The organism is Brachybacterium nesterenkovii (assembly GCF_900163655.1).
In the GTDB taxonomy this organism is placed as follows: Bacteria; Actinomycetota; Actinomycetes; order Actinomycetales; family Dermabacteraceae; genus Brachybacterium; species Brachybacterium nesterenkovii.
In genome coordinates this window covers 1-18,924 of the sequence record NZ_FWFG01000016.1, presented here as the reverse complement: position 1 = coordinate 18,924, position 18,924 = coordinate 1, and the positions used below count along the sequence as shown (strand labels likewise).

13 protein-coding genes are annotated in these 18,924 nt (G+C 71.6%); 7 read left to right on the top strand and 6 right to left on the bottom strand.

Going from position 1 to position 18,924, the window contains the following annotated elements:
* Window positions 1–50: 50 nt before the first annotated feature.
* Window positions 51–2,402, top strand: a complete 2,352-nt coding sequence (locus tag FM110_RS01890) for a hypothetical protein (RefSeq protein WP_143276208.1) — start codon at window positions 51–53, stop codon at window positions 2,400–2,402.
* Here FM110_RS01890 and FM110_RS01885 read toward each other — a convergent pair.
* Complete coding sequence (locus FM110_RS01885; protein ID WP_087102133.1) at window positions 2,384–4,519, bottom strand: acyltransferase family protein; 2,136 nt, start codon at window positions 4,517–4,519, stop codon at window positions 2,384–2,386. The two genes, FM110_RS01890 and FM110_RS01885, sit on opposite strands and share 19 nt — an antisense overlap.
* A gap of 191 nt (window positions 4,520–4,710) precedes the next feature.
* Here FM110_RS01885 and FM110_RS01880 point away from each other — a divergent pair, with 191 nt between their 5' ends.
* The 5 genes from FM110_RS01880 (at window position 4,711) to FM110_RS01860 (ending at window position 11,187) form a co-directional block, all read left to right on the top strand.
* Entirely contained in the window at window positions 4,711–5,868 is a 1,158-nt protein-coding gene (locus tag FM110_RS01880; RefSeq protein ID WP_200810142.1) for a glycosyltransferase family 2 protein, read from the top strand.
* A complete protein-coding gene (locus FM110_RS01875) occupies window positions 5,865–6,710 on the top strand; it encodes a glycosyltransferase family 2 protein (protein ID WP_087102132.1) in 846 nt (281 codons plus the stop codon). Before FM110_RS01880 ends, FM110_RS01875 begins: the two co-directional genes overlap by 4 nt.
* Window positions 6,711–6,724: 14 nt before the next feature.
* Window positions 6,725–7,981 (top strand): tRNA guanosine(34) transglycosylase Tgt, encoded by a 1,257-nt coding sequence (gene tgt, locus FM110_RS01870; RefSeq protein ID WP_087102130.1) that lies wholly within the window; start codon window positions 6,725–6,727, stop codon window positions 7,979–7,981.
* 63 nt (window positions 7,982–8,044) lie between these two features.
* Window positions 8,045–9,541 carry a hypothetical protein gene (locus FM110_RS14025; protein WP_159457948.1) on the top strand — a complete coding sequence of 499 codons (1,497 nt, stop codon included), beginning with the start codon at window positions 8,045–8,047 and terminating at the stop codon, window positions 9,539–9,541.
* 26 nt (window positions 9,542–9,567) lie between these two features.
* Window positions 9,568–11,187 carry a DUF3375 domain-containing protein gene (locus FM110_RS01860; protein WP_087102125.1) on the top strand — a complete coding sequence of 540 codons (1,620 nt, stop codon included), beginning with the start codon at window positions 9,568–9,570 and terminating at the stop codon, window positions 11,185–11,187.
* A gap of 110 nt (window positions 11,188–11,297) precedes the next feature.
* On the opposite strand, the gene betT is transcribed toward FM110_RS01860, so the two are convergent.
* From betT to FM110_RS01835, 5 genes are all read right to left on the bottom strand, one after another.
* Window positions 11,298–13,373 (bottom strand): choline BCCT transporter BetT, encoded by a 2,076-nt coding sequence (gene betT, locus FM110_RS01855; RefSeq protein ID WP_087102123.1) that lies wholly within the window; start codon window positions 13,371–13,373, stop codon window positions 11,298–11,300.
* Window positions 13,370–15,130 carry a choline dehydrogenase gene (betA, locus tag FM110_RS01850; RefSeq protein WP_087102121.1) on the bottom strand — a complete coding sequence of 587 codons (1,761 nt, stop codon included), beginning with the start codon at window positions 15,128–15,130 and terminating at the stop codon, window positions 13,370–13,372. The genes betT and betA overlap by 4 nt, the downstream gene beginning before the upstream one ends.
* A 56-nt stretch (window positions 15,131–15,186) precedes the next feature.
* A complete protein-coding gene (locus FM110_RS01845; RefSeq protein ID WP_087102119.1) occupies window positions 15,187–16,680 on the bottom strand; it encodes an aldehyde dehydrogenase family protein in 1,494 nt (497 codons plus the stop codon).
* Between the two features lie 129 nt (window positions 16,681–16,809).
* Complete coding sequence (locus FM110_RS01840) at window positions 16,810–17,232, bottom strand: MGMT family protein (RefSeq protein ID WP_327230282.1); 423 nt, start codon at window positions 17,230–17,232, stop codon at window positions 16,810–16,812.
* A gap of 223 nt (window positions 17,233–17,455) precedes the next feature.
* Window positions 17,456–17,986, bottom strand: a complete 531-nt coding sequence (locus FM110_RS01835) for a hypothetical protein (RefSeq protein WP_087102115.1) — start codon at window positions 17,984–17,986, stop codon at window positions 17,456–17,458.
* Window positions 17,987–18,198: 212 nt separating this feature from the next.
* On the opposite strand from FM110_RS01835, the gene FM110_RS01830 reads away from it, so the two are divergent.
* Window positions 18,199–18,858 carry a DUF4194 domain-containing protein gene (locus FM110_RS01830; protein WP_087102184.1) on the top strand — a complete coding sequence of 220 codons (660 nt, stop codon included), beginning with the start codon at window positions 18,199–18,201 and terminating at the stop codon, window positions 18,856–18,858.
* Window positions 18,859–18,924: the final 66 nt, after the last annotated feature.

Sequence of the window (18,924 nt, the reverse complement as noted above, 5' to 3'; positions counted from 1 at the left end):
ACGACGAGAACGTGGCGAACAGGCGCACCACCTCGCGGGAAGCTGGAACGATGCCGCGCATCCCGCGGACAACAGGGCGGCGCCCGATCCCCGAACTCGGCGCGCCGAGCCGGGCGGATCTCGTTCCGCTTCTCGTGACGGCGCTGCTCACGGCGGTGCTGACGATCCTCCCCGTAGCCCTCGTCCACCACTACTACTTCATCGACGACACCGCCGGCGGCGCCTACGGGCAGTGGTACGAGCTCGGCCAGCGCCTGCGCGCCGGTGAATGGCCCATGCTGTCGACCGAGGCATGGATGGCGGGCAACCACATCGCCGAGGGGCAGTGGGGGCTCTACAACCCCGTCGTGTGGGTCATCGCTCTCCTCACCACGGTGGTCCCGCACGCGGCGTACGTCGCGACGGCCGTCAAGCTCTTCTTCCTCATGCTCGGCGCACTGGGCACCTACTTCCTCGCGCGCACCTACGGCGCGCGTCCCGCGCTCGCCGTCCTCGCGGGCATCAGCGTCCCGGTCGCCGGGTGGACCTTCTACCTCGATGCGACCGCGTGGGTGACGAACCTCGAGGTCTGGGCGTATTTCCCCTGGGTGATGTGGGGTGTGCGCCGCTACGTGCACCATCGTCGCGGGCTCGTCCCCGCGCTCGTCGCCGGGCTCCTGCTCGTGACGGTCGGTTACGTCCAGGGCACGATCATGCTGGTGCTGATGTTCATCGCACTGGGTGTCGAGGCGCTCGTGCAGCGGCGTTGGGCTGGTGTGGGGCGTCTGTTCCTCGTGGGGTTGCCGATGGGTCTCATGGCCGTGGCCGTCTACCTTCCCGGTCTGCTGACCTCGGGCGTTACCGTGCGCGTGCAGAAGGCCGGCAACACGGGCTTCATGACGCTCACTCTGAACGGACTGGCAGTGGCGGCGGCTCCGTCGGGGCGGCCGGACCTCTCGGGGTTCTGGGGCCGGTACCCGGGGGTGCCGTACACCTACATCGCCTGGTTCCTGCCGCTGGCCTTGCTCGTCTCCGCGCGGCGCCTGCGGGCGCTGCTTCCGCGGATCACCGGCCCGCTGGTCTTCGGTGGCATCGTCCTGCTGTGGGCTGCCGGGCCCTCGGAGCTCGGGCCCCTCCGCTTCCCGATCCGGTCGACCCCCTGGGTCGCCCTCATGGCGATCGTCCTCGTGGTAGTCATCCTCTCTCGGGCGGTGGATCGGACTCGTCTGCGCGCCCGGATTGGTCTGCTCATCCTGGCGACCTTAGCCGGGTTCTGGCTCTCGTACGCCGCGATCGTGGACACGTGGAAGGACCAGGTCTGGTGGGGGATCTCGTGCGCCATCGCGCTCGTCGCCGTCACCCTCCTGTGGGGCGGCCCGCGTCGGAACCTCCGCCGCGCCGGGGCCGGTGCGCTGATCGCGGTGACGGTCGGGTTCTCCGCAGTGCAGACGCTGCAGTACGCCCCCGTCGCCGCGGCCTTCGGAACCCACGGCTTCCCGGGACGGCTCTCGGACTACTCGGGCGTGCTCGACGACGCTCGGGGCGAGGCGATCGTGGTGGGACGACCGCAGGATATGCCTGGGGGCCTGGACTGGAGCGACACCCTGTGGGGCTCCACGTGGTACCTGTCGGACACGCCCGTGGCCAACGCGTACTCCCCCACGGGCTACAAGGCGTTCAACGACGACCTGTGCATGGATCCCTACTACGGGACCACGTGCGATGACCTGGTCGCCCGGCTGTTCACCCCGGACGAGGCCACCGGTGCGGTCCTCGTCGACCTCATGAGCATCGACACCGTCCAGATCCTCGCCGATACGGACCCGGAGACACCGGACCCCGAGTCGCGAAAGGTGCCGGAGGGCTGGCACACCGCGTCTGCAGACGAGCACCAGGTCACCTGGGTCCGCGATGGCGAGACCGCCGAGGTAGGGGGACCGACGTGGTCTACTCCGGGCATGTCCGTGGAGGTGCTCGAGCAGGATCAGAACGGTGTGCGCATGAAGGTCGACGGCGTGCCCGCCGAGGGCGGTCGCATCGTGCTGAGCCGCCTCGACTGGCCCGGATACCGCGTATCGGGCGGTGAGCTCGCCGATCCGACCCGCGGCTACTTGCTGACCGTCGACGTGCCGCCCGGGTCCGACGGGACCACCGTCGACGTCGATTTCCGCCCGCCCGGCTGGGAGCTCGAGGTCGCCGCCTTCATCGCATCGGTGCTGCTCACATCCGTGCTCACGGTGCTGACCCTGGTCGGGGCGGTACGCCGCCGTCGGCGTCCCGCGAGATCGTTCGAGGTGGATGGGGAGCGGGCCTCACGGTCCTTCCCCGCCGTCGGCTCGACGCGCGCGGACCGCGCAGAGACACGGGCCGATGCAGACCCGGATCAGGACGCCGCTGCTGAGGATCAGAACGAGAAGCCCTGATCCCGCAGCTGGCGCTCGACCTCGGGGGCGAGTGTCGTCTCGAACGCGCGCGTCGGGTGGTTGTCGTCGAAGAAGACGAGCACGTTCCCGATCACCGGTCGGCAGACCCCGTCGGGGCAGAACGCATCCACGGGGTCGATGGTGAAGATTCGCGCCTCGGTGGTCTGCTGCAACGGTGCGAAGGGGGCGGTGGCTTCGTACATCTCGCTCCGCGGCATCGTGCACGCCGGCGAGTCCTCCCCGTTCGCGTGCACGCACTCGGGCACCTGGTACGGCCAGCGGGGCGCGTCGCGGATGGCGATCACGTCGATGCCGTGATCCAGCAGGAACTGGCCTGCTTCCGCGTAGCCGGGCATCGGGACCTCGCGATCGCCGTCCTCGCGGCGGATCAGCGTCGCCTGCAGCACGACAGCGTCCGGCGGTCGCTCCACGAGGAGCTCGCGCATCTGCTCGTTCCACACGACGCACTCCTGCGAGGCCTGCTCCAGCAGGTAGTCGCAGCCTCCGATGGTCGGCCGGGTCAGCTGCCAGGACCTGTCGCGCGCGAGCGGCTCGAGCGATCCCATGAACTGCTGGACGTGGGAATTGCCGTAGCCGACGATCGTCTTCTCGTGCGCGGCCCCTTCGGGAAGCAGCTGGTCGCAGAGGATCTCCCGGCCGAGGTCGCACGGGTGGTCGAACCACACCCACTCCTCGTCGAGCTGGTCGAGGGAGGGGACGAAGTCCTCCTGGAAGCGAGACGGAGTCGGGGTGGTCTCGGCCCCCACGGCGGCGGCGCCGATGTAGGGGCCCTGCCCCGCCTCCGGCAGATCGCGCTGCAGATGCTGCTGGACCACCGCGGCGGGGGCCAGGGCCAGGACGAGCGATGCGGTGATGACCGCCCCGGCGCGCCAGATGCGCGCCGACGCCCAGCGCCAGCGCCGCACCGGGGTGTCGACGAAGCGCGTCAGCAGCCACCCCAGCAGCAGGGACGCCGCCACGATCGCCGTGCCCTGGACGAGGTCGGGATGCTCGTCATCGACCAGCAGGGCGACGGTCACCAGGATCGGCCAGTGCACGAGATACAGGGCGTAGGAGATGTCCCCGACCCAGCGCAGGGGCCGGGAGGACAGCAAGCGGTCCGCGCCCCACCGGGTGCGGGTGTCTCCGGCACCGATCACCACGACCGCCGCGCCGAGCGGCCACAGGGCGATCCACCCGGGGAAGGCGCCCTGGACGTCCACGATCCAGCCGCACGCGAGGATCGCCACCAGTCCTCCCCACCCGGCCGCGGCCCGGACGCGGGCCGGTCGGTCCGTGCTGCTCATGCGGGACTCCAGCAGCGGGAGGCCGAGCGCGAGCAGGGAGCCGAGGGCGAACTCCCACAGCCGGGTGCGGGTGTCGAAGTACGCGAAGGACTGCTGCGAGGCCGTCGAGACGACAGACCAGGCGAGCGAGGCGGTGAAGATGCCGCCGAACACGAGCAGCAGGGTGGGCCGCAGCGGTGCCCGCAGACGGCGGTGGGCGAGCGCGGCCAGGGCGAACAGCAGCGGCCACAGGAAGAACACCTGGCTCTGGATCGACAGCGACCAGAACTGCTGGAACGGGCTGACGCCGTCCCCGTCGGCCGCGTAGTAGTCCACGCCCCGGAAGGCGAGGTGCCAGTTCTCCCAGAACGTGGCCGACGCCAGGGACTGCACCACGAGGTCGGCGAAGCGGCTGGGCGGATACCACAGCGCCACGGCGATCATCGTCCCGGCGATCACGATCGCGGCGGGCGCCAGCAGGCGCTTGAACGCCTTGCCCCAGTAGGCCACGACCTCGAGAGGAGCGTCGGCCTCGAGCCGCCGCGTGAACGAGTCGGTCAGCAGGAACGCCGAGATCAGCAGGAAGATGTCGACGCCGCCGGAGACCCGGTCGAACCAGATGTGGTAGCAGACCACCATGAGGATGGCGACGGCGCGCAGGCCCTGGAGCTCGGGGCGGAAGCGGCGCGCAGACAGGGAGGGGTCGGACGAGGGCGTCAGCGCGCAACGACCGGACGGGCGCCCGTGCGCGCTCAGCCCGGCGAATGGGGATCTCGCGCTGCCGCGTCGGCGTCCGCGTCCGGAGCGTGGGGAGCGCTCGGCGGGGACCATGTCCGATCAAGGGTAGTCGATCGATGGGAGCGCCCAGTGCTCAGATCGGACCGTGGATGCGGCCCGCCGGGACTGTGCGGACCGGGACGTGTCGCACACGACACAGGGAGAAGAGAGACGTGGCCGGGGGAGCCGTCCGATAGCCTGGTGGGGATTGTGCGGGCCTGCCGCACCCGACCGAAAGATCGTCGATGCCTGCCGCACTTCCCGCCCCCGACCTCAGCGACGACTCCGCCCCGCAGCGTGCGCTCATCTCGTTCGTCGTCCCGTTCTACAACGAGGGCGTCAATGTGGAGCACTTCCATGAGGCAGTCACCGGGACGACGCTGAAATTGCCCTATGACCTCGAGTTCATCTACATCAACGACGGCAGTCGGGACGACACGCTCGCCAGACTTCTGAGCCTGCACGCCGCGGATCCGCGCGTCACCGTCCTGGACTTCTCCCGGAACTTCGGTCACCAGCGTGCGATCACGGCAGGCATGGACCACAGCGCGGGCGATGCGGTCGTGATCATGGACGCGGATCTGCAGGACCCGCCGAGCGTCGCCCTCGAGCTCATCGAGAAGTGGGAGGAGGGGTATGACGTCGCGTACGCCCAGCGTCGGACGCGCAAGGACACGTTCTTCAAACGTGTGACGGCGGATCTCTACTACCGGTTGCTCGAGCGGATCGGCGACATCAAGATCCCGCGCAACACCGGTGACTTCCGCCTGATGGACCGCAAGGTCGTGCTCGAGGTGATGCGATACCGCGAGCATGACCGCTACATGCGGGGCATCGTCTCCGGCGTCGGTTTCAAGCAGGTCGCCGTCCCGTTCGATCGCGATGAGCGCAAGCATGGCGAGTCCCACTACCCGTGGTCGAAGATGATGAAGCTCGCCGGTGACGGCATTCTCGGCTTCTCGACCTTCCCGCTCCAGGTCATCACGAGAATCGGTTTCGTCGTCGCGGCTCTGGCGATACTCCTGGCTCTCTACATCGGCATCTCGAAGATCATCGACCCCAGCTCGGTCGTGCCCGGCTGGAGCTTCATCGTGATCTCCGTCCTGGGTGTGGGCAGCGTTCAGATCATCACGCTCGGGATCATCGGCTCCTATGTCGGGCGGATCTACTCCGAGGTGCAGGACCGCCCGCTCTATTCCCTGCAGGCGGTCCACGTTGGGACGGCCCATGAGCGCCGCTACCCGCACGAAAAGGTGGAGACGCGGACGCAGCATGCGCTGCCGGTGCGGACCGTACCCCGGCCCGCCGACTCCCGGCGCGCGTTCGAACGAGGGCGAGCTGTGCAGCGGAAGCTAGATCCGCAGGAGCTCGCTGCACAGCACCGTGAGGAGCATCTGGCATGAGCCCGCGCGTCTCCGTCGTCATCCCGTCGTACAACAACGGGGCATACCTCGGTGCCACGCTCGATTCGGTGCTCGAGCAGGACTACGACGATTTCGAGGTGGTCATCGCAGACCACTCGTCTGCGGATGATACCGCGGCCGTGATCGAGCGGTATGCCGGTCACCCTCGCCTGCGCGTCCTCGACGCGACGCCGCCCGGCGGGGGCGCGCTGCGCAACTGGACGAGGGTGGCCGAGGCGGCCGAAGGCGACCTCATCAAGCTGTTGCCCGGCGACGACGTCCTGTGCTCTGGGGCTCTCCGTGAGCAGGCTGCGGCGTTCGAGGACGGCGTGACGTTCGTCGCCTCGCGTCGTCAGATGATCGATGCGAACGATCGCGAGTTCCTCTCCCCGATGGGACTCGGGGGGCTCGCCGGCCGTGCGGACGGGGCGGAGGGAATCAGACGCACCGTCCGAGGGGGCGGGAACATCTTCGGGGAGCCGGGGAATGTCATGATGCGCCGTGCGGACCTCGAGGCGGCGGGATGGTGGGATGCGACAGAGCCCTTCCTCATCGATGTCGCCAGCTATGTTCGAGTGCTGCGTCGAGGGGATCTCGTGGCGCTCCCGCAGGTCCATTCCCGGTTCCGCATCAGTGCGTCCCAGTGGAGCGTGCGCCTGACGAACGAGCAGGCCGCTCAGGGGGCTGCATTCGTGCGGCGTATGCGGCGAGATCTCCCCGGCGTCGTCTCATCCGGTGATGTCCGTCGCGGTGTCCTCATGGCGAAGACAGGGGCGTGGAAGCGACGCGCCGCCTATGCCGTGCTCGCACGCCGCATGGGTTCCGCCGCCTCCGGCGCGTGAGCAGACTGACGCCTATGGCCCCGCGCTCCGCCGCCACCGGCTTCGCCGTCACCGCGCGCGACGGCGCCAAGGCCCGCGCCGGCGTGATCACCACGCCGCACGGGCAGATCGCCACGCCAGCCTTCGTGCCCGTCGGCACCAAGGCCACGGTCAAGGCCGTCCTGCCGGAGTCGATGACGCAGCTCGGGGCCCAGGCGCTCCTGGCCAACGCCTACCACCTGTACCTCCAGCCCGGCCACGACCTCGTCGACGAGGCCGGGGGCCTCGGCGCGTTCATGAACTGGCCCGGCCCCACCTACACCGACTCCGGCGGCTTCCAGGTGATGAGCCTCGGCGCCGGCTTCAAGAAGGTGCTGTCCTCGGAGTTCTCGGGCGGGGAGAGGGCGCGCACCGCCTCGGGCGAGGATGACGCCGTCGCCGAGGGTAAGGAGCGCCTGGCCCACGTCGACGACGACGGCGTCACGTTCCGCTCCTTCATCAACGGCGACGTCCACCGCTTCACCCCCGAGATCTCGATGCGGATCCAGCACGGGCTCGGCGCCGACATCATGTTCGCCTTCGACGAGCTGACCACCCTCATGAACTCCCGCGGCTACCAGGAGCAGGCCCTTGAGCGCACCCGGCTGTGGGCGCAGCGGTGCCTGGCCGAGCACCGGCGCCTGACCGCCGAGCGCACCCATCGGCCCTACCAGCAGCTCTGGGGCGTGATCCAGGGCGCTCAGTACGAGGACCTGCGCCGCACGGCCGCCCGGGACCTCGGGACGATGGAGGTCGACGGGCAGGCCTTCGACGGCTTCGGCATCGGCGGCGCGCTCGAGAAGGAGAACCTGGGGACGATCGTCGGCTGGGTCACCGACGAGCTGCCCGAGGACCGCCCGCGCCACCTGCTGGGCATCAGCGAGGTCGACGACCTCTTCGCGGCGGTGGCCGCCGGCGCCGACACCTTCGACTGCGTCTCCCCGTCCCGCGTGGCCCGCAACAGCGCCGTCTACACGCGCACCGGCCGCGTGAACCTCACGGGATCGCGCTACCGCCGTCAGTTCGCGCCCATCGACGACAGCTGCGACTGCTACACCTGTGAGCACTACACGGCGGCCTACATCCACCACCTGTTCCGCGCCAAGGAGATGCTGTCCTCGACGCTGTGCACCATCCACAACGAGCGCTTCGTCGTGCGGCTCGTCGACCGCATCCGCGCCGCGATCGGCGCCGGCGAGCTCGACGCGCTGCGCGAGGAGACCACCGGCGCCTACTACGGGTCGCCCCGCTGAGACGCGATGGCGGCGACGGGGGCGCGCACGGGGGTGCGTGAGGGGACGCGGCGGGACCCGGTCATGTGGGTCGCGCTGGCCGTGATCCTCGGGAGCCTGGGGACTCTCGCCTGGGTGTACGGTGAGGATCGTCTGAGCGCGCTGCTGCGGATCGTCGGCGCCGCGGCGATCGGGCTGGCCGTCGGGGCGCTCGTCGTGGCCGCGCTGGTGCGGGTCCTGTCCGCGCGCCGCCGCGCCCTGCGCCTGACCGCCCTCGGCGTCGCCGCCGCGACGGCCCTGGCCCTGACGGTCCCCTTCGCGCTCGCCCAGCGCGCCGGGGAGCTGGGAGGCCGGCAGCTGACGGACCTCGAGCCCCTCCGGGCCGATGACCGGGTGGTCTCCGTCCCCGGTACCGAGGCGCCCTCGCCGATCCTGGTGCTGCGGGCGGACGGGGCCGCGCAGCTCATCGCCGCCGACGGCACCGCCGTCAGCGACCTCGGCGCGGCAGCGGGCGATGCCGTCGGGCTGACCCCGGACGGCCGCTGGGTGCTGCTGGTCCGCGACGGCTCCACCCGCATCGCCCCCGTCGACGCCCCCGCACAGGGCACGACGGTCGACGGTGAGCCGGTGGCGCTCAGCGACGGCGTCCTCGCGCTGCGCACCTGCGACGCGGCCACCTGCATCGAACGGGGCGTGGACCCGGCGGCACCGGCGGGGGAGCCCGGCTGGAGCATCGACGTCGGCCCGGCCCCCTCGAGCCCGGACCCGGAGGGCGAGCCGCTGCCCGCGCCCGGGGACGACGGCGCCTCGCTGGTCGGGACGCTGCGGTCCTCCGGGATCCTGCCCTCGGAGATCGTCCGCGCCGTCGCGGGCCAGGGCTGGTTCTGGGCCGACCCCGCCACGGGCCACCTGAGCGGGCGCCGGATCGCCGGGGCCGACGAGCCCTGCCGTGTCGTCGCCCCGCAGACGGCGCTCGCCCAGGACGTGCCGCCGCCGGTTCTGGCGGTCTGCACGGGCGAGGACGGCGCCGTCACGGCCCGGGCGTCCGCGGACGGCGCCCCGCTGTGGGAGAGCGCGCCCACCGCCCCCGGCACCTGGTCCGCGAGCATCACGCGGGGCAGGGCGGTCGTCTCCGGCTCGTCGGCGGACGGCGCGCAGAGCGGCCTGCTCGTGGCGAGCGAGGCGCATGCGGACTGGCGGGTCCCCGGGACCGAGGCCACCGCCGGCTCCTACCGGGCTCTCGTGGGGGTCGACGGGCGCGACGTCGTGCGGATCGACGACGCCGGGCTCGTGATCGACGACGACCTGGTGACCGGCGAGACCGTCTGGACCCTCGAGGCCGAGGGCGACGACGTGCGCGGAGCCCTCGGCGCCGGGACCACGGTGCTCATCGACGACCGCGCGCGCGAGGCCGCGCTGGACCCGGCCGGGGCGCGGCGCGTCCGCGTGATCGACGATGCGACGGGGGACGTCGTCGCCCAGGGCTGGACGGTGCGTGCGGTCGAGGACCTGCGGCCGGTCTCGGGCGGGCGGGCGCTCGCGCAGGTCGACGGCGAGGTCCGCCTGCTCGGGGGTCGGTGACGCGTGCCCCGGTAGACTCAGCGCCCGTGACCACCCCGAGCGAGACCGCCTCCCACGCCGCGCCGCGCACGGACGCGGTGGCCGCGCGCAAGGCGGAGTACGAGCAGCTGCGGCGCCTGAGCACGTGGCGTCTGCTCGCGGCGACCAAGGCCCCGGCCGTCCTCGCGATCCTGCAGTCGGTGTTCCCGGCCGGGGACCGGCGCCTGCCGCGCTCGGAGATGATCGCCCGCGTGGGCCTGCACCTGCACCTGCTGCACGACGAGGCGGGGGAGGGCAACCTCGCGGGTCCGGGCGCGGTCGTCCCGGCGAGCGCGGAGCGCGCCGCGGAGGGCACCGTCGCGGACCCTGCTGGTGCCGCGGCGTCATCGTCCGAGCCCGCCCCGAGCCGCGGCCGCACCGCCGCCGAGTACTGCGACGCCTGGGTGCGCGAGGGCTACCTGACCCGCCGCGACGACCCCCACCGCGCCGAGACGACGTTCGAGCCCTCGCCGGCGACGATCGACGCGATCCAGTTCATCGTCTCCCTCGAGGAGCACCGCCCCACCACCACCGAGTCGCGCCTGCAGCTGGTGGTCCAGCAGTTCGACCGCCTCGCCCAGGAGACGGAGAAGGACCGCGACATCCGCCTCGCGGGCCTGCAGGCCCAGCGCGAGCGCATCGAGCGGCAGATCCGCGAGCTGTCCGAGGGCGAGCTCATGCTCCCCAGCCCCGAGGCCTCCCTCGACCGCCTGCGGGACATCCTGCAGATCGCCTCTGAGCTCTCCGGCGACTTCCTGCAGTACCGCGAGGACCTCCGCGCCGTCGACCTCCACCTGCGCGAGCAGATCCTCGCTCCCGAGGGCTCGCGCGGCGAGGTCCTCGAGCAGCTGCTCGCGGGCGACGACCTGCTGGGGCAGTCGACCGTGGGCCGCACCTTCACCGCGTTCTTCCGGATGCTCAACGATCCCTCGCAGAACCGCAGGGCGCAGGAGCTCGTCGATCGCCTCCTCGAGCGTGACTTCGCCCGCCAGCTCACCCGCACCGAGCGCGAGCGTCTCGCCAACGTCTTCTCCGACCTCTACGAGCCCGCGCAGGAGGTCCTGGACGTCAAGACCGAGCTGTACCGCTCGCTGGCCCGCTTCGTCCGCTCCCAGGACTTCCGTCAGCACCGCGTGCTCCTCGACCTCCTCCAGGAGGCCCAGCACCTGGCGCTGTCCCAGAAGGACGAGGTGCCCTCCCGCTCACCGTTCCCGCTCGAGCTCGAGCTGTCGCGGGCGCGCCTCTCCTCCGTGGCCCAGCACAACCTCAAGGACCCCACAGACCCGGGGGCGCCCGCCGAGGCCGAGGTGCACGACGCGACCACGCTGTCCGTCGAGGTCCTCGCCGACCTCGTGCGCACCAACGACATCGACATCGTCGAGCTCACGGGCCGCGTCAACGACGTGCGCGGCCGCGAGGGCCAGGCGAGCATCGGCGATGTGCTGCGCGCGCACCCGGCCAGCCAGGGCCTCGCGAGCGTGATCGGCCTGATGTTCCTGGCCACCCAGCACGCCCAGGCGCGCGAGGGCGCGACCGAGGTGGTGCGCTGGCGGGAGTTCGACGGCCGCGACTACGCCGCGAAGGTCCCCGCGTTCTTCTTCCTCGAGGACGTCCCGACCGAGGTGTGACGGGTGTGCCGGGATCGCGGAGCCCAGACGGCGGAGGCCCCTGGGGATCGATCCCCAGGGGCCTCCGTCCTGCGTCGCTCGCGGCCATGTGGCCTCGACGGAACCTGTGCTCAGCCGACCGCGTCGCTCGCGCCCGCCGTGTTCGACGCGTGCCACAGCGCGTAGTGGTCGAGCACGTCGTGCGCGATCCGCTCCTGCGAGTAGGTGAGCACGTCGTAGGACCCGCCGCCGGGGAGCACGACCTCGAGCTGGCACGACGTGTCGTCGGCCTCGAGCATGCGCGCCCCGTAGGAAGGGGCCTTGATGCGCCGCACCCGCGTCGTGTACCGGAAGTCGTCGTACCCCTCCTCGGAGGCCCGCACAACGAGCCCGGCGGAGCGGGCGACGGAGCCGGCGGCCTCGCCGCCGTGGACCACCTCGGCCGTGACGCCGCGCTCGCACAGCTCGGCGGCGACCTCGTCCAGCGCGGGGATCACGACCTGGTCCATGCGCTCGTCAGTGGTGCGCCGCGAGACGGTCCCGAACTGCTGGGCCAGGCGTGCGCGCCAGGCCCCGGGGGCCGCGGACGGCGCCTCGTGGCTCAGCAGGAGAGAGCGCATCGACGAGCGCATGGCCTCGTCCCGGCGCCGCTCCTCGTACAGCGCCCGGTGCAGGCCCGCCATCACGAGCACCATGACCACCGCGAACGGCAGGGCCATGATGATCGTCGCCGACTGCAGCGCGGGGATGCCGCCGACGATGAGCATCGCGATCGTGAGGATGCCCGTCGCGGCAGCCCAGAAGATGCGGACCCACGGCTTCGCATCGGTCTCGGCGTCCGGCAGCTCGGAGCTGAGGTTCGCCATGACGAGCGCTCCCGAGTCGGCGGAGGTCACATAGAACAGCAGGCCGACGAACGTCGAGAGCCCGATGATGAACGCCGCGCCGGGAAACTGCTGCAGGAGCGCGTAGAAACCGGTCTCGGGGGTGTTCATGGCGGCCTCGCCGAACGCCGCGTCCCCGTCCATGATGCGCTTGACCGCCGTGTTGCCGAACATCGTGACCCACATGGCGATGTACACGAACGGGATGGTCAGCGTGCCGAAGACGAACTGCCCGATCGTGCGGCCGCGGGAGATGCGCGCGAGGAACATCCCCACGAAGCTCGCCCACGCGATCCACCACGCCCAGAAGAACAGCGTCCAGGCGTTCATCCAGTCCGCCGGGTAGTCGTACGCGAGGGTGTCCAGGGTCATCCCCGGGAACATCGCGACGAAGTCGCCGATGTTCATCACCGCTGCGCGCAGCAGGAACGCGGTGTCCCCGAAGACCAGCACCCAGCCGGCCAGGAACAGGGCCAGCAGCACGTTGAGCTGGCTGAGGATGCGGATGCCCTTGTCGACGCCGGAGACGGCGGAGACCGTCGCGGTGACGACCGCGACGACCACGAGGCCCACCTGCGCGGGGATCCCCTGCGGGATCCCGAACAGGATGTCCAGGCCCACGTTGAGCATCACCACGCCGATGCCCAGCGACGTCGCGACGCCGAAGATCGTGCCCAGCACGGTGGCGATGTCGACGCTGTGGCCGATCGCGCCCTGGACGCGGCGCCCGAAGATCGGGTGCAGCGCCGAGCGGACCGCCAGGGGCAGGCCCCGGCGGTGGGCGAAGTAGCCCAGCGCCATGCCCATCAGCGTGTACATGCCCCAGCCGGTGATCCCGTAGTGGAACAGGGTCCAGACCGTCGCCTCACGAGCGGCGGCGATCGTCGAGCCGTCGCCCGACGGCGGGGCCAGGTACTGAGCGGCGGGCTCGGCGACGGCGAAGAACATGAGGTCGGTGCCGATACCGGCGGCGAACAGCATGCACGCCCACGTGAACGTCGAGTACTCGGGACGGTCCGCGTCGGCACCCAGGCGCACGCGCCGGTAGCGCAGGGCCATGTAGATCACGAACACGAGCGTCGCGGTGGCCAGCAGGATGTAGAACCAGCCGAACCACTCGCCCATCCATCCCACGACGGCGCCCAGCTGGGTCGCCGCGGCCTCGGGGGCGATGAGCGCCCACCCGGCCACGAGGAGCACCACCAGGGCCGTGCCCCACAGGACGATGGGGCGGGTGCGGACATCCGCGATGCCCGGAGCCTCGGCCCCTGCCGGTGCCCCTGGCGGAGCGGCGTTCTGCGGCTCCGCGGCCGCGGAGCTCATCGCACCTCACCGCCCTGATCGGCGGCCGCGAGCACCCGCGCGGAGGACGGGATGTCCTTCTTCGCGTTCCAGGCGTCGTTGCGCGGATCGCCCTGCGGCCACAGCGGCAGCCCGGCTTTGGCGCGGTAGGTGGGCGGGTTCTCGGGTGCGAGCATCGTGTTGCCGGCGATGAGGTCGGCGGCGCGCTCTGCCACCATCATCGTGGGCGCGTAGATGTTGCCGTTGGTGACGCTCGGGAACACCGAGGCGTCGACCACGCGCAGACCCTGCGTGCCGTGCACCCGCATCGAGGACGGGTCCACGACGGCCATGTCGTCGGTGCCCATCTTCGCCGAGCACGACGGGTGCAGCGCGGTCTCCGCGTCCTTGGCGATCCAGTCGATGATCTCCTGGTCCGTCTGGACCTCGGCGCCGGGGGAGAGCTCCCCGCCGTCGAAGGGCGCGAACGCGGGCTGGGACAGGATGTGCCGGGCGGCGCGCACGACCTCGACCCACTCGCGGCGGTCGTTCTCAGTCGACAGGTAGTTGAACAGGATGCTCGGGTGCTTGCGCGGGTTGTCCGAGGTAATGTGCACCTGGCCGCGCACGTCGGAGTTCATCGGCCCGATGTGCACCTGGTAGCCGTGCTCGTGCCCGCCGCCGGTGCCGTCGTAGCGGACCGCGAGGGGCAGGAAGTGGAACATGAGGTTGGGGTAGGCGACGTCGTCGTTGGTGCGGATGAAGCCTCCGGCCTCGAAGTGGTTGGTCGCGCCCACGCCGGAGTTCGCGAACAGCCACTGGGCGCCGATGTACGGGGCCTTCCATTTCTTCAGCCACGGCTGCACGGACACCGGCTGGCGGGACTCGTGCTGGAGGTACACCTCGAGGTGGTCCTGCAGGTTGTCGCCCACACCGGGCAGCTCGGCGCGGGTCTTCACGCCAGCCTTGGCGAGCACCTCGGGGTCGCCGACGCCGGAGAGCTCGAGCAGCTGGGGCGAGTTGAAGGCGCCGCCGCACAGGATGACCTCGCCGGCGGAGACCTTCTGTCCGCGCTTGCCGGGCTGGTCGAACTCGACGCCGGTGACGCGGGTGCCCTCCCAGGTGAGCTGCGTGACGAAGGCGAGGGTCTTGACGTCGAGGTTCTTGCGAGAACGGATCGGGCGCAGGTACGAGCGCGAGGCGCTCATGCGCGAGCCCTTGTACGTCGTGCGGTCGAAGGGGGCGAAGCCCTCCTGGCGGTAGCCGTTGACGTCATCGGTGCGGGCGTACCCGGCCTGCTCGGTGGCCTCGAAGAACGCCTGGAACAGGGGGCTCGAGGCGGGGCCGCGCTCGAGCGGCAGGGGGCCGGAGCCGCCTCGCCACGCGTCGGCGCCGGCGTGCGTGGTCTCCATGCGCTTGAAGTAGGGGAGGCAGTGGGCGTAGTCCCAGTCCTCCATGCCCTCGAAGGAGGCCCACTTGGCGTAGTCGCCCGGGTTGCCGCGCTGGAAGATCATGCCGTTGATCGAGCTCGAGCCGCCGAGCACCTTGCCGCGGGTGTGGAACACGCGGCGTCCGCCCATGTGGGGCTCGGGATCGGTCTGGTAGCGCCAGTCGTACAGCGGGTTGCCGCTGGGGAACATGAGCGCGGCGGGCATGTGGATCAGCGGATCGAAGATGAAGTCCGCGCGCCCCGCCTCCAGCACGAGCACGGTCGTGGAGGGATCGGTGGACAGGCGGTTGGCCAGGACGGAACCGGCGGATCCGCCGCCGACGATAACGTAGTCGTAGCGCTGCTGCATGGGGTGCTCCTCGAAGTGGGGTGGCGTGACGGTCGTGATCGTGGCCGGGCGGGACGTCAGTGCTCGCGTCCGGAGAACCAGTCGGCCGGGGCCGGGTCGATGTTGTGCCAGATGTGCTTGGTCTCGAGGTACTCCCCGAGGCCGTGCTCGCCGAGCTCGCGGCCGATGCCGCTCTGCTTCATCCCGCCCCACTCGGCCTGCGGCACGTAGGGGTGGTAGTCGTTGATCCACACGGTGCCGTGCCGCAGGCGGCGGGCGACGCGCTCGGCGCGGCCCGCGTTCTGCGTCCATACCGCGCCCGCGAGACCGTAGATCGTGTCGTTGGCGATCGCGACGGCGGCGTACTCGGCGGCGCGATCGTCGTCCCCGCGGAACGTCTCGACCGTGAGGACGGGCCCGAAGGACTCGTCATGGACGCAGCGCATCGAGCCGTCGCAGCCGTCGAGGATCGTCGGCAGGTAGAAGGATCCCGAGGCGAGCGCGCCGTCGGCTCGGCGCCCGCCGGTGCGCAGGACCGCCCCGTCCTCGACGGCCTCCTGGACGTAGCGGTCGACCTTGGCCAGGTGGTCCGCGCTGATGAGCGGACCTGCCTCGGCCTGCTCGTCGAAGGGGCCGCCCAGGCGGATCAGCTCGGCGCGGCGCACGAGCTCGTCGACCACGTGATCGTGGATGGACTCCTCGACGACCAGGCGGGCGCCCGCGGAGCACACCTGCCCGGAGTCCAGGAAGATCGCGGTCAGCGCGTTGTCGATCGCGGCCGGGAGGTCCGCATCGGCGAACAGGACGTTGGGGTTCTTGCCGCCGAGCTCGAGGGCGATCCGTTTGACCGTCGGCGCGGCCGCCGCCATGATCGCGCGGCCGGTGACGACGCCGCCGGTGAAGGACACGAGGTCCACGTCCGCGTTCGTCGTCATCTCCGCGCCCACCTCGGCGCCCGTGCCGGTGACGAGGTTCGCGACCCCGGCGGGCAGTCCCGCCTCCTCGAGGGCGCGCATGAGCCACATGGAGGTCTGGGGCGTGAGCTCGGAGGGCTTGAGCACGAAGGTGTTGCCGGCTGCGAGAGCGGGGGCGACCTTCCAGGCCGTCTGCAGCAGGGGGAAGTTCCACGGCGTGATGAGGGAGCAGACGCCCACGGGCTCGGTCACGACACGGCTGGAGACCGTCGCGATCCCCGTGTCGACCACGCGCCCGGCCTGCGAGCCGGCGAGGTCGGCGAAGTGCCGGAAGACGCTCACGATGTCGCCCATGTCGATGAGCGACTCGACGTGCCGCTTGCCCGTGTCCAGGGACTCCATGCGTGCGACGTCGTCCTTGTCGCGCTCGAGGAGGTCGGCGACGCGATGCAGGAGGGCCGCTCGCTCGGGGGCGGGCGTGGCGGGCCAGGCGCCGTCGTCGAAGGCGCGGCGCGCCGCGGCGACCGCGAGCGCGGCGTCCTCCGCGCCGCCCTCGGAGACGGTGACGACGTGCGAGCCGTCGGCCGGGCACGTGATGTCGCGCGTGGCGCCGGACGCGGCGTCGCGCCACTGGCCGTCGATGAACAGACTGGGCACGGGGTCCTCCTGCAGGGGTCGGCGCGGCGCCGGCGGTATCGACCGGCGCTCGTTCGCGCAGACAGTACAGGGCCCGGGCATGACGCGCATCACGATGATGCGGTCATGTCCGAGGTTCGAGGCGAAACGTCAGGCGTCGGCGGCGGGAGCCGGCAGGTCCGCCCAGGCCGCGTTCGCGGCCTCGCGCAGCGCGTCGAGGTCGGCGCCGGCCTCCCGCATCCGGCAGCCCCCGCCGTCAGGCCGCACCGTGATCTCTTCGTCCGCCCAGCGCTCGAACGCCCGTGCCCGCAGCGGCGGCGCCACCGTCCCGACGTGGGACGTGACCCGCCACCACGGGACGGAGGACCCCCACTCGCGCATGATGCGCCCCACCAGGCGCGGCCCCGCTCCGGCGATCGCCCCGATCTGCCCGTACCCGGCCACGCGGCCCGGTGGGATCGCCTCGACCGTGCGCAGGACCCGCTCGACGGTGAGGTCGTCCATGCGCACGCGCGGCCGGTCCCCGGGATGGGGACCGGCCGCGCGGTCTTCTGCGGTTTCGGGAGGCGTCATTCCTCCGAGCCTAGATCCGGCTCAGGCGTCGACGAGCTCGCGCTCGCGCTCGGCGGCGGCGCTGGGGGCGTCATCCCCGCGGTAGGCGTCGAGGCGACGGGCCATATCGCGCTGACCGGCGGCGGCTTCGCGGGACAGCACAGAATGCAAGCAGACCGACGGCTGGCAGGGAACGGCTGTGTCGCCTCCGCCACCAGATGATCTTCGTCGCGTGAACGGCACCTCAGGCGCGGTGCGCGCCGTCCCCCCTGCCGTCCTGGTCGCGGTGGCCGCCGTCATGCGTCCGTCCGTCCGTCTCGGCAGGGGCATCGTCCCGGCTGTAGGCGTCCAGGCGTCCGTCGTCGTGGCGGCGCTCGCCGGGGGCATAGGCGTCCAGGCGCTCGGCGGCGCCGGTGCCGCGCGAGCGGCCCGAGTCCGGGTCGACCTCGTCGGCCTTGCGCAGGCTCTCGTCGACGCCCTCGCGCGCCTGGCGGGCGTCGCGCTCCTGCTCCTGAGCCAGCTGCTGCTTGCGCTCGGCCTCGAGCTTGGCGCGGTCGGCCTCCAGGGACGACTCGCGGGCCTGGAGCTCGCGCTCCTGCGCGCCGAGGCGCTCGTGCTCGGCCTTCTCACGCAGCTCGGCGGCGCGGCGGCGATCCCGCTCCTGCTTCTCGCGGCGCTTGCGGCCGCCGATGACGGCGCCCAGCACGATCAGCAGGAGGAGCAGCAGGAGAGCGGCGACGACGGCGGGGATCACCCAGCCGGGAAGGTTGTCCATGGCGGCGCTCCTTGTCCCGACCCGCGCAGGCGGGCCGATTCGGGGTGTCTCCCGCGGCGATGTCCACGCCGCAGGCATCACCGTGATGCAAGCAGAACCGGGTCTCGGACGCCACGGTCGCCTCGCCGCCCCGGCCCCTCCGCGCACGGGATCGGCGCCGACCGGGCGGTCGGAGCGGCCGCGGGGGAGTGCCGCCGGTAGGCTGGGCGATCGTGAGCACCGCGAGCAGCCCCGTCACCCCCGAGCCGGCCGACGACGACTCCCTCGAGAACACCTCGGTGATCCTCGGCTCCCTCGTCGACGACTCCCGCCGCGTGCTCGTCGCGCTCCTGCAGGGGCCCTTCCTCGACGGCCGCAAGGACCACGCGCGCTACGCCCAGCTGTTGCGCGACCGCAGCGCGATCGAGCAGCGCCTGGCCGACCTCTTCCTCGAGCTCGTCGTCGACGATGACGCCCAGGTCGCCTTCGTGCGCCAGAGCGAGGACGACGCCGACGCCCCCAAGCTCCTGCGCCGCCTGACCGGCATGAACCGCCTGGACTCCGTGCTGCTGCTGGTGCTGCGCCAGATGCTGCTCACCCAGTCCTCCCGCGGCCAGCGCGCCGTCGTCTCCGAGCGCGAGATCGAGCAGGCGCTCGCCGCCTATCGCCGCACCGCCTCGACCGACGAGGCGGGATTCGCCAAGGAGATCCGCGCCTCGATCGCCAAGCTGCAGCGCGCGGGCCTGCTCGACGAGCAGGGCGACTCCTACGAGGTCTCGCCCGTGCTGCGCCTCATGATCGACCCGGACACCGCGCGCGAGTTCATCCGCCTGTACCGCGAGGCCGGGGTGGAGCTGGACGATCCGGGCGACGCGGAGGACGCGGAGGTCTGACCCTCGCCCGGGCCGCGCACGTAGGAGGCGACGGTGCGGCGGTTCTTCGAGCGCGTCGGCCCGGCG

Bases quoted from the DNA above. Each gene is read 5' to 3' on its own strand.
- betA (WP_087102121.1), bottom strand. From the start codon at position 15,130: ATGCAGCAGCGCTACGACTACGTTATCGTCGGCGGCGGATCCGCCGGT.
- FM110_RS01885 (WP_087102133.1), bottom strand. From the start codon at position 4,519: ATGGTCCCCGCCGAGCGCTCCCCACGCTCCGGACGCGGACGCCGACGC.
- FM110_RS01875 (WP_087102132.1), top strand. From the start codon at position 5,865: ATGAGCCCGCGCGTCTCCGTCGTCATCCCGTCGTACAACAACGGGGCA.
- FM110_RS01880 (WP_200810142.1), top strand. From the start codon at position 4,711: ATGCCTGCCGCACTTCCCGCCCCCGACCTCAGCGACGACTCCGCCCCG.
- FM110_RS01840 (WP_327230282.1), bottom strand. From the start codon at position 17,232: ATGACGCCTCCCGAAACCGCAGAAGACCGCGCGGCCGGTCCCCATCCC.
- FM110_RS14025 (WP_159457948.1), top strand. From the start codon at position 8,045: ATGTGGGTCGCGCTGGCCGTGATCCTCGGGAGCCTGGGGACTCTCGCC.
- FM110_RS01890 (WP_143276208.1), top strand. From the start codon at position 51: ATGCCGCGCATCCCGCGGACAACAGGGCGGCGCCCGATCCCCGAACTC.
- betT (WP_087102123.1), bottom strand. From the start codon at position 13,373: ATGAGCTCCGCGGCCGCGGAGCCGCAGAACGCCGCTCCGCCAGGGGCA.
- tgt (WP_087102130.1), top strand. From the start codon at position 6,725: ATGGCCCCGCGCTCCGCCGCCACCGGCTTCGCCGTCACCGCGCGCGAC.
- FM110_RS01835 (WP_087102115.1), bottom strand. From the start codon at position 17,986: ATGGACAACCTTCCCGGCTGGGTGATCCCCGCCGTCGTCGCCGCTCTC.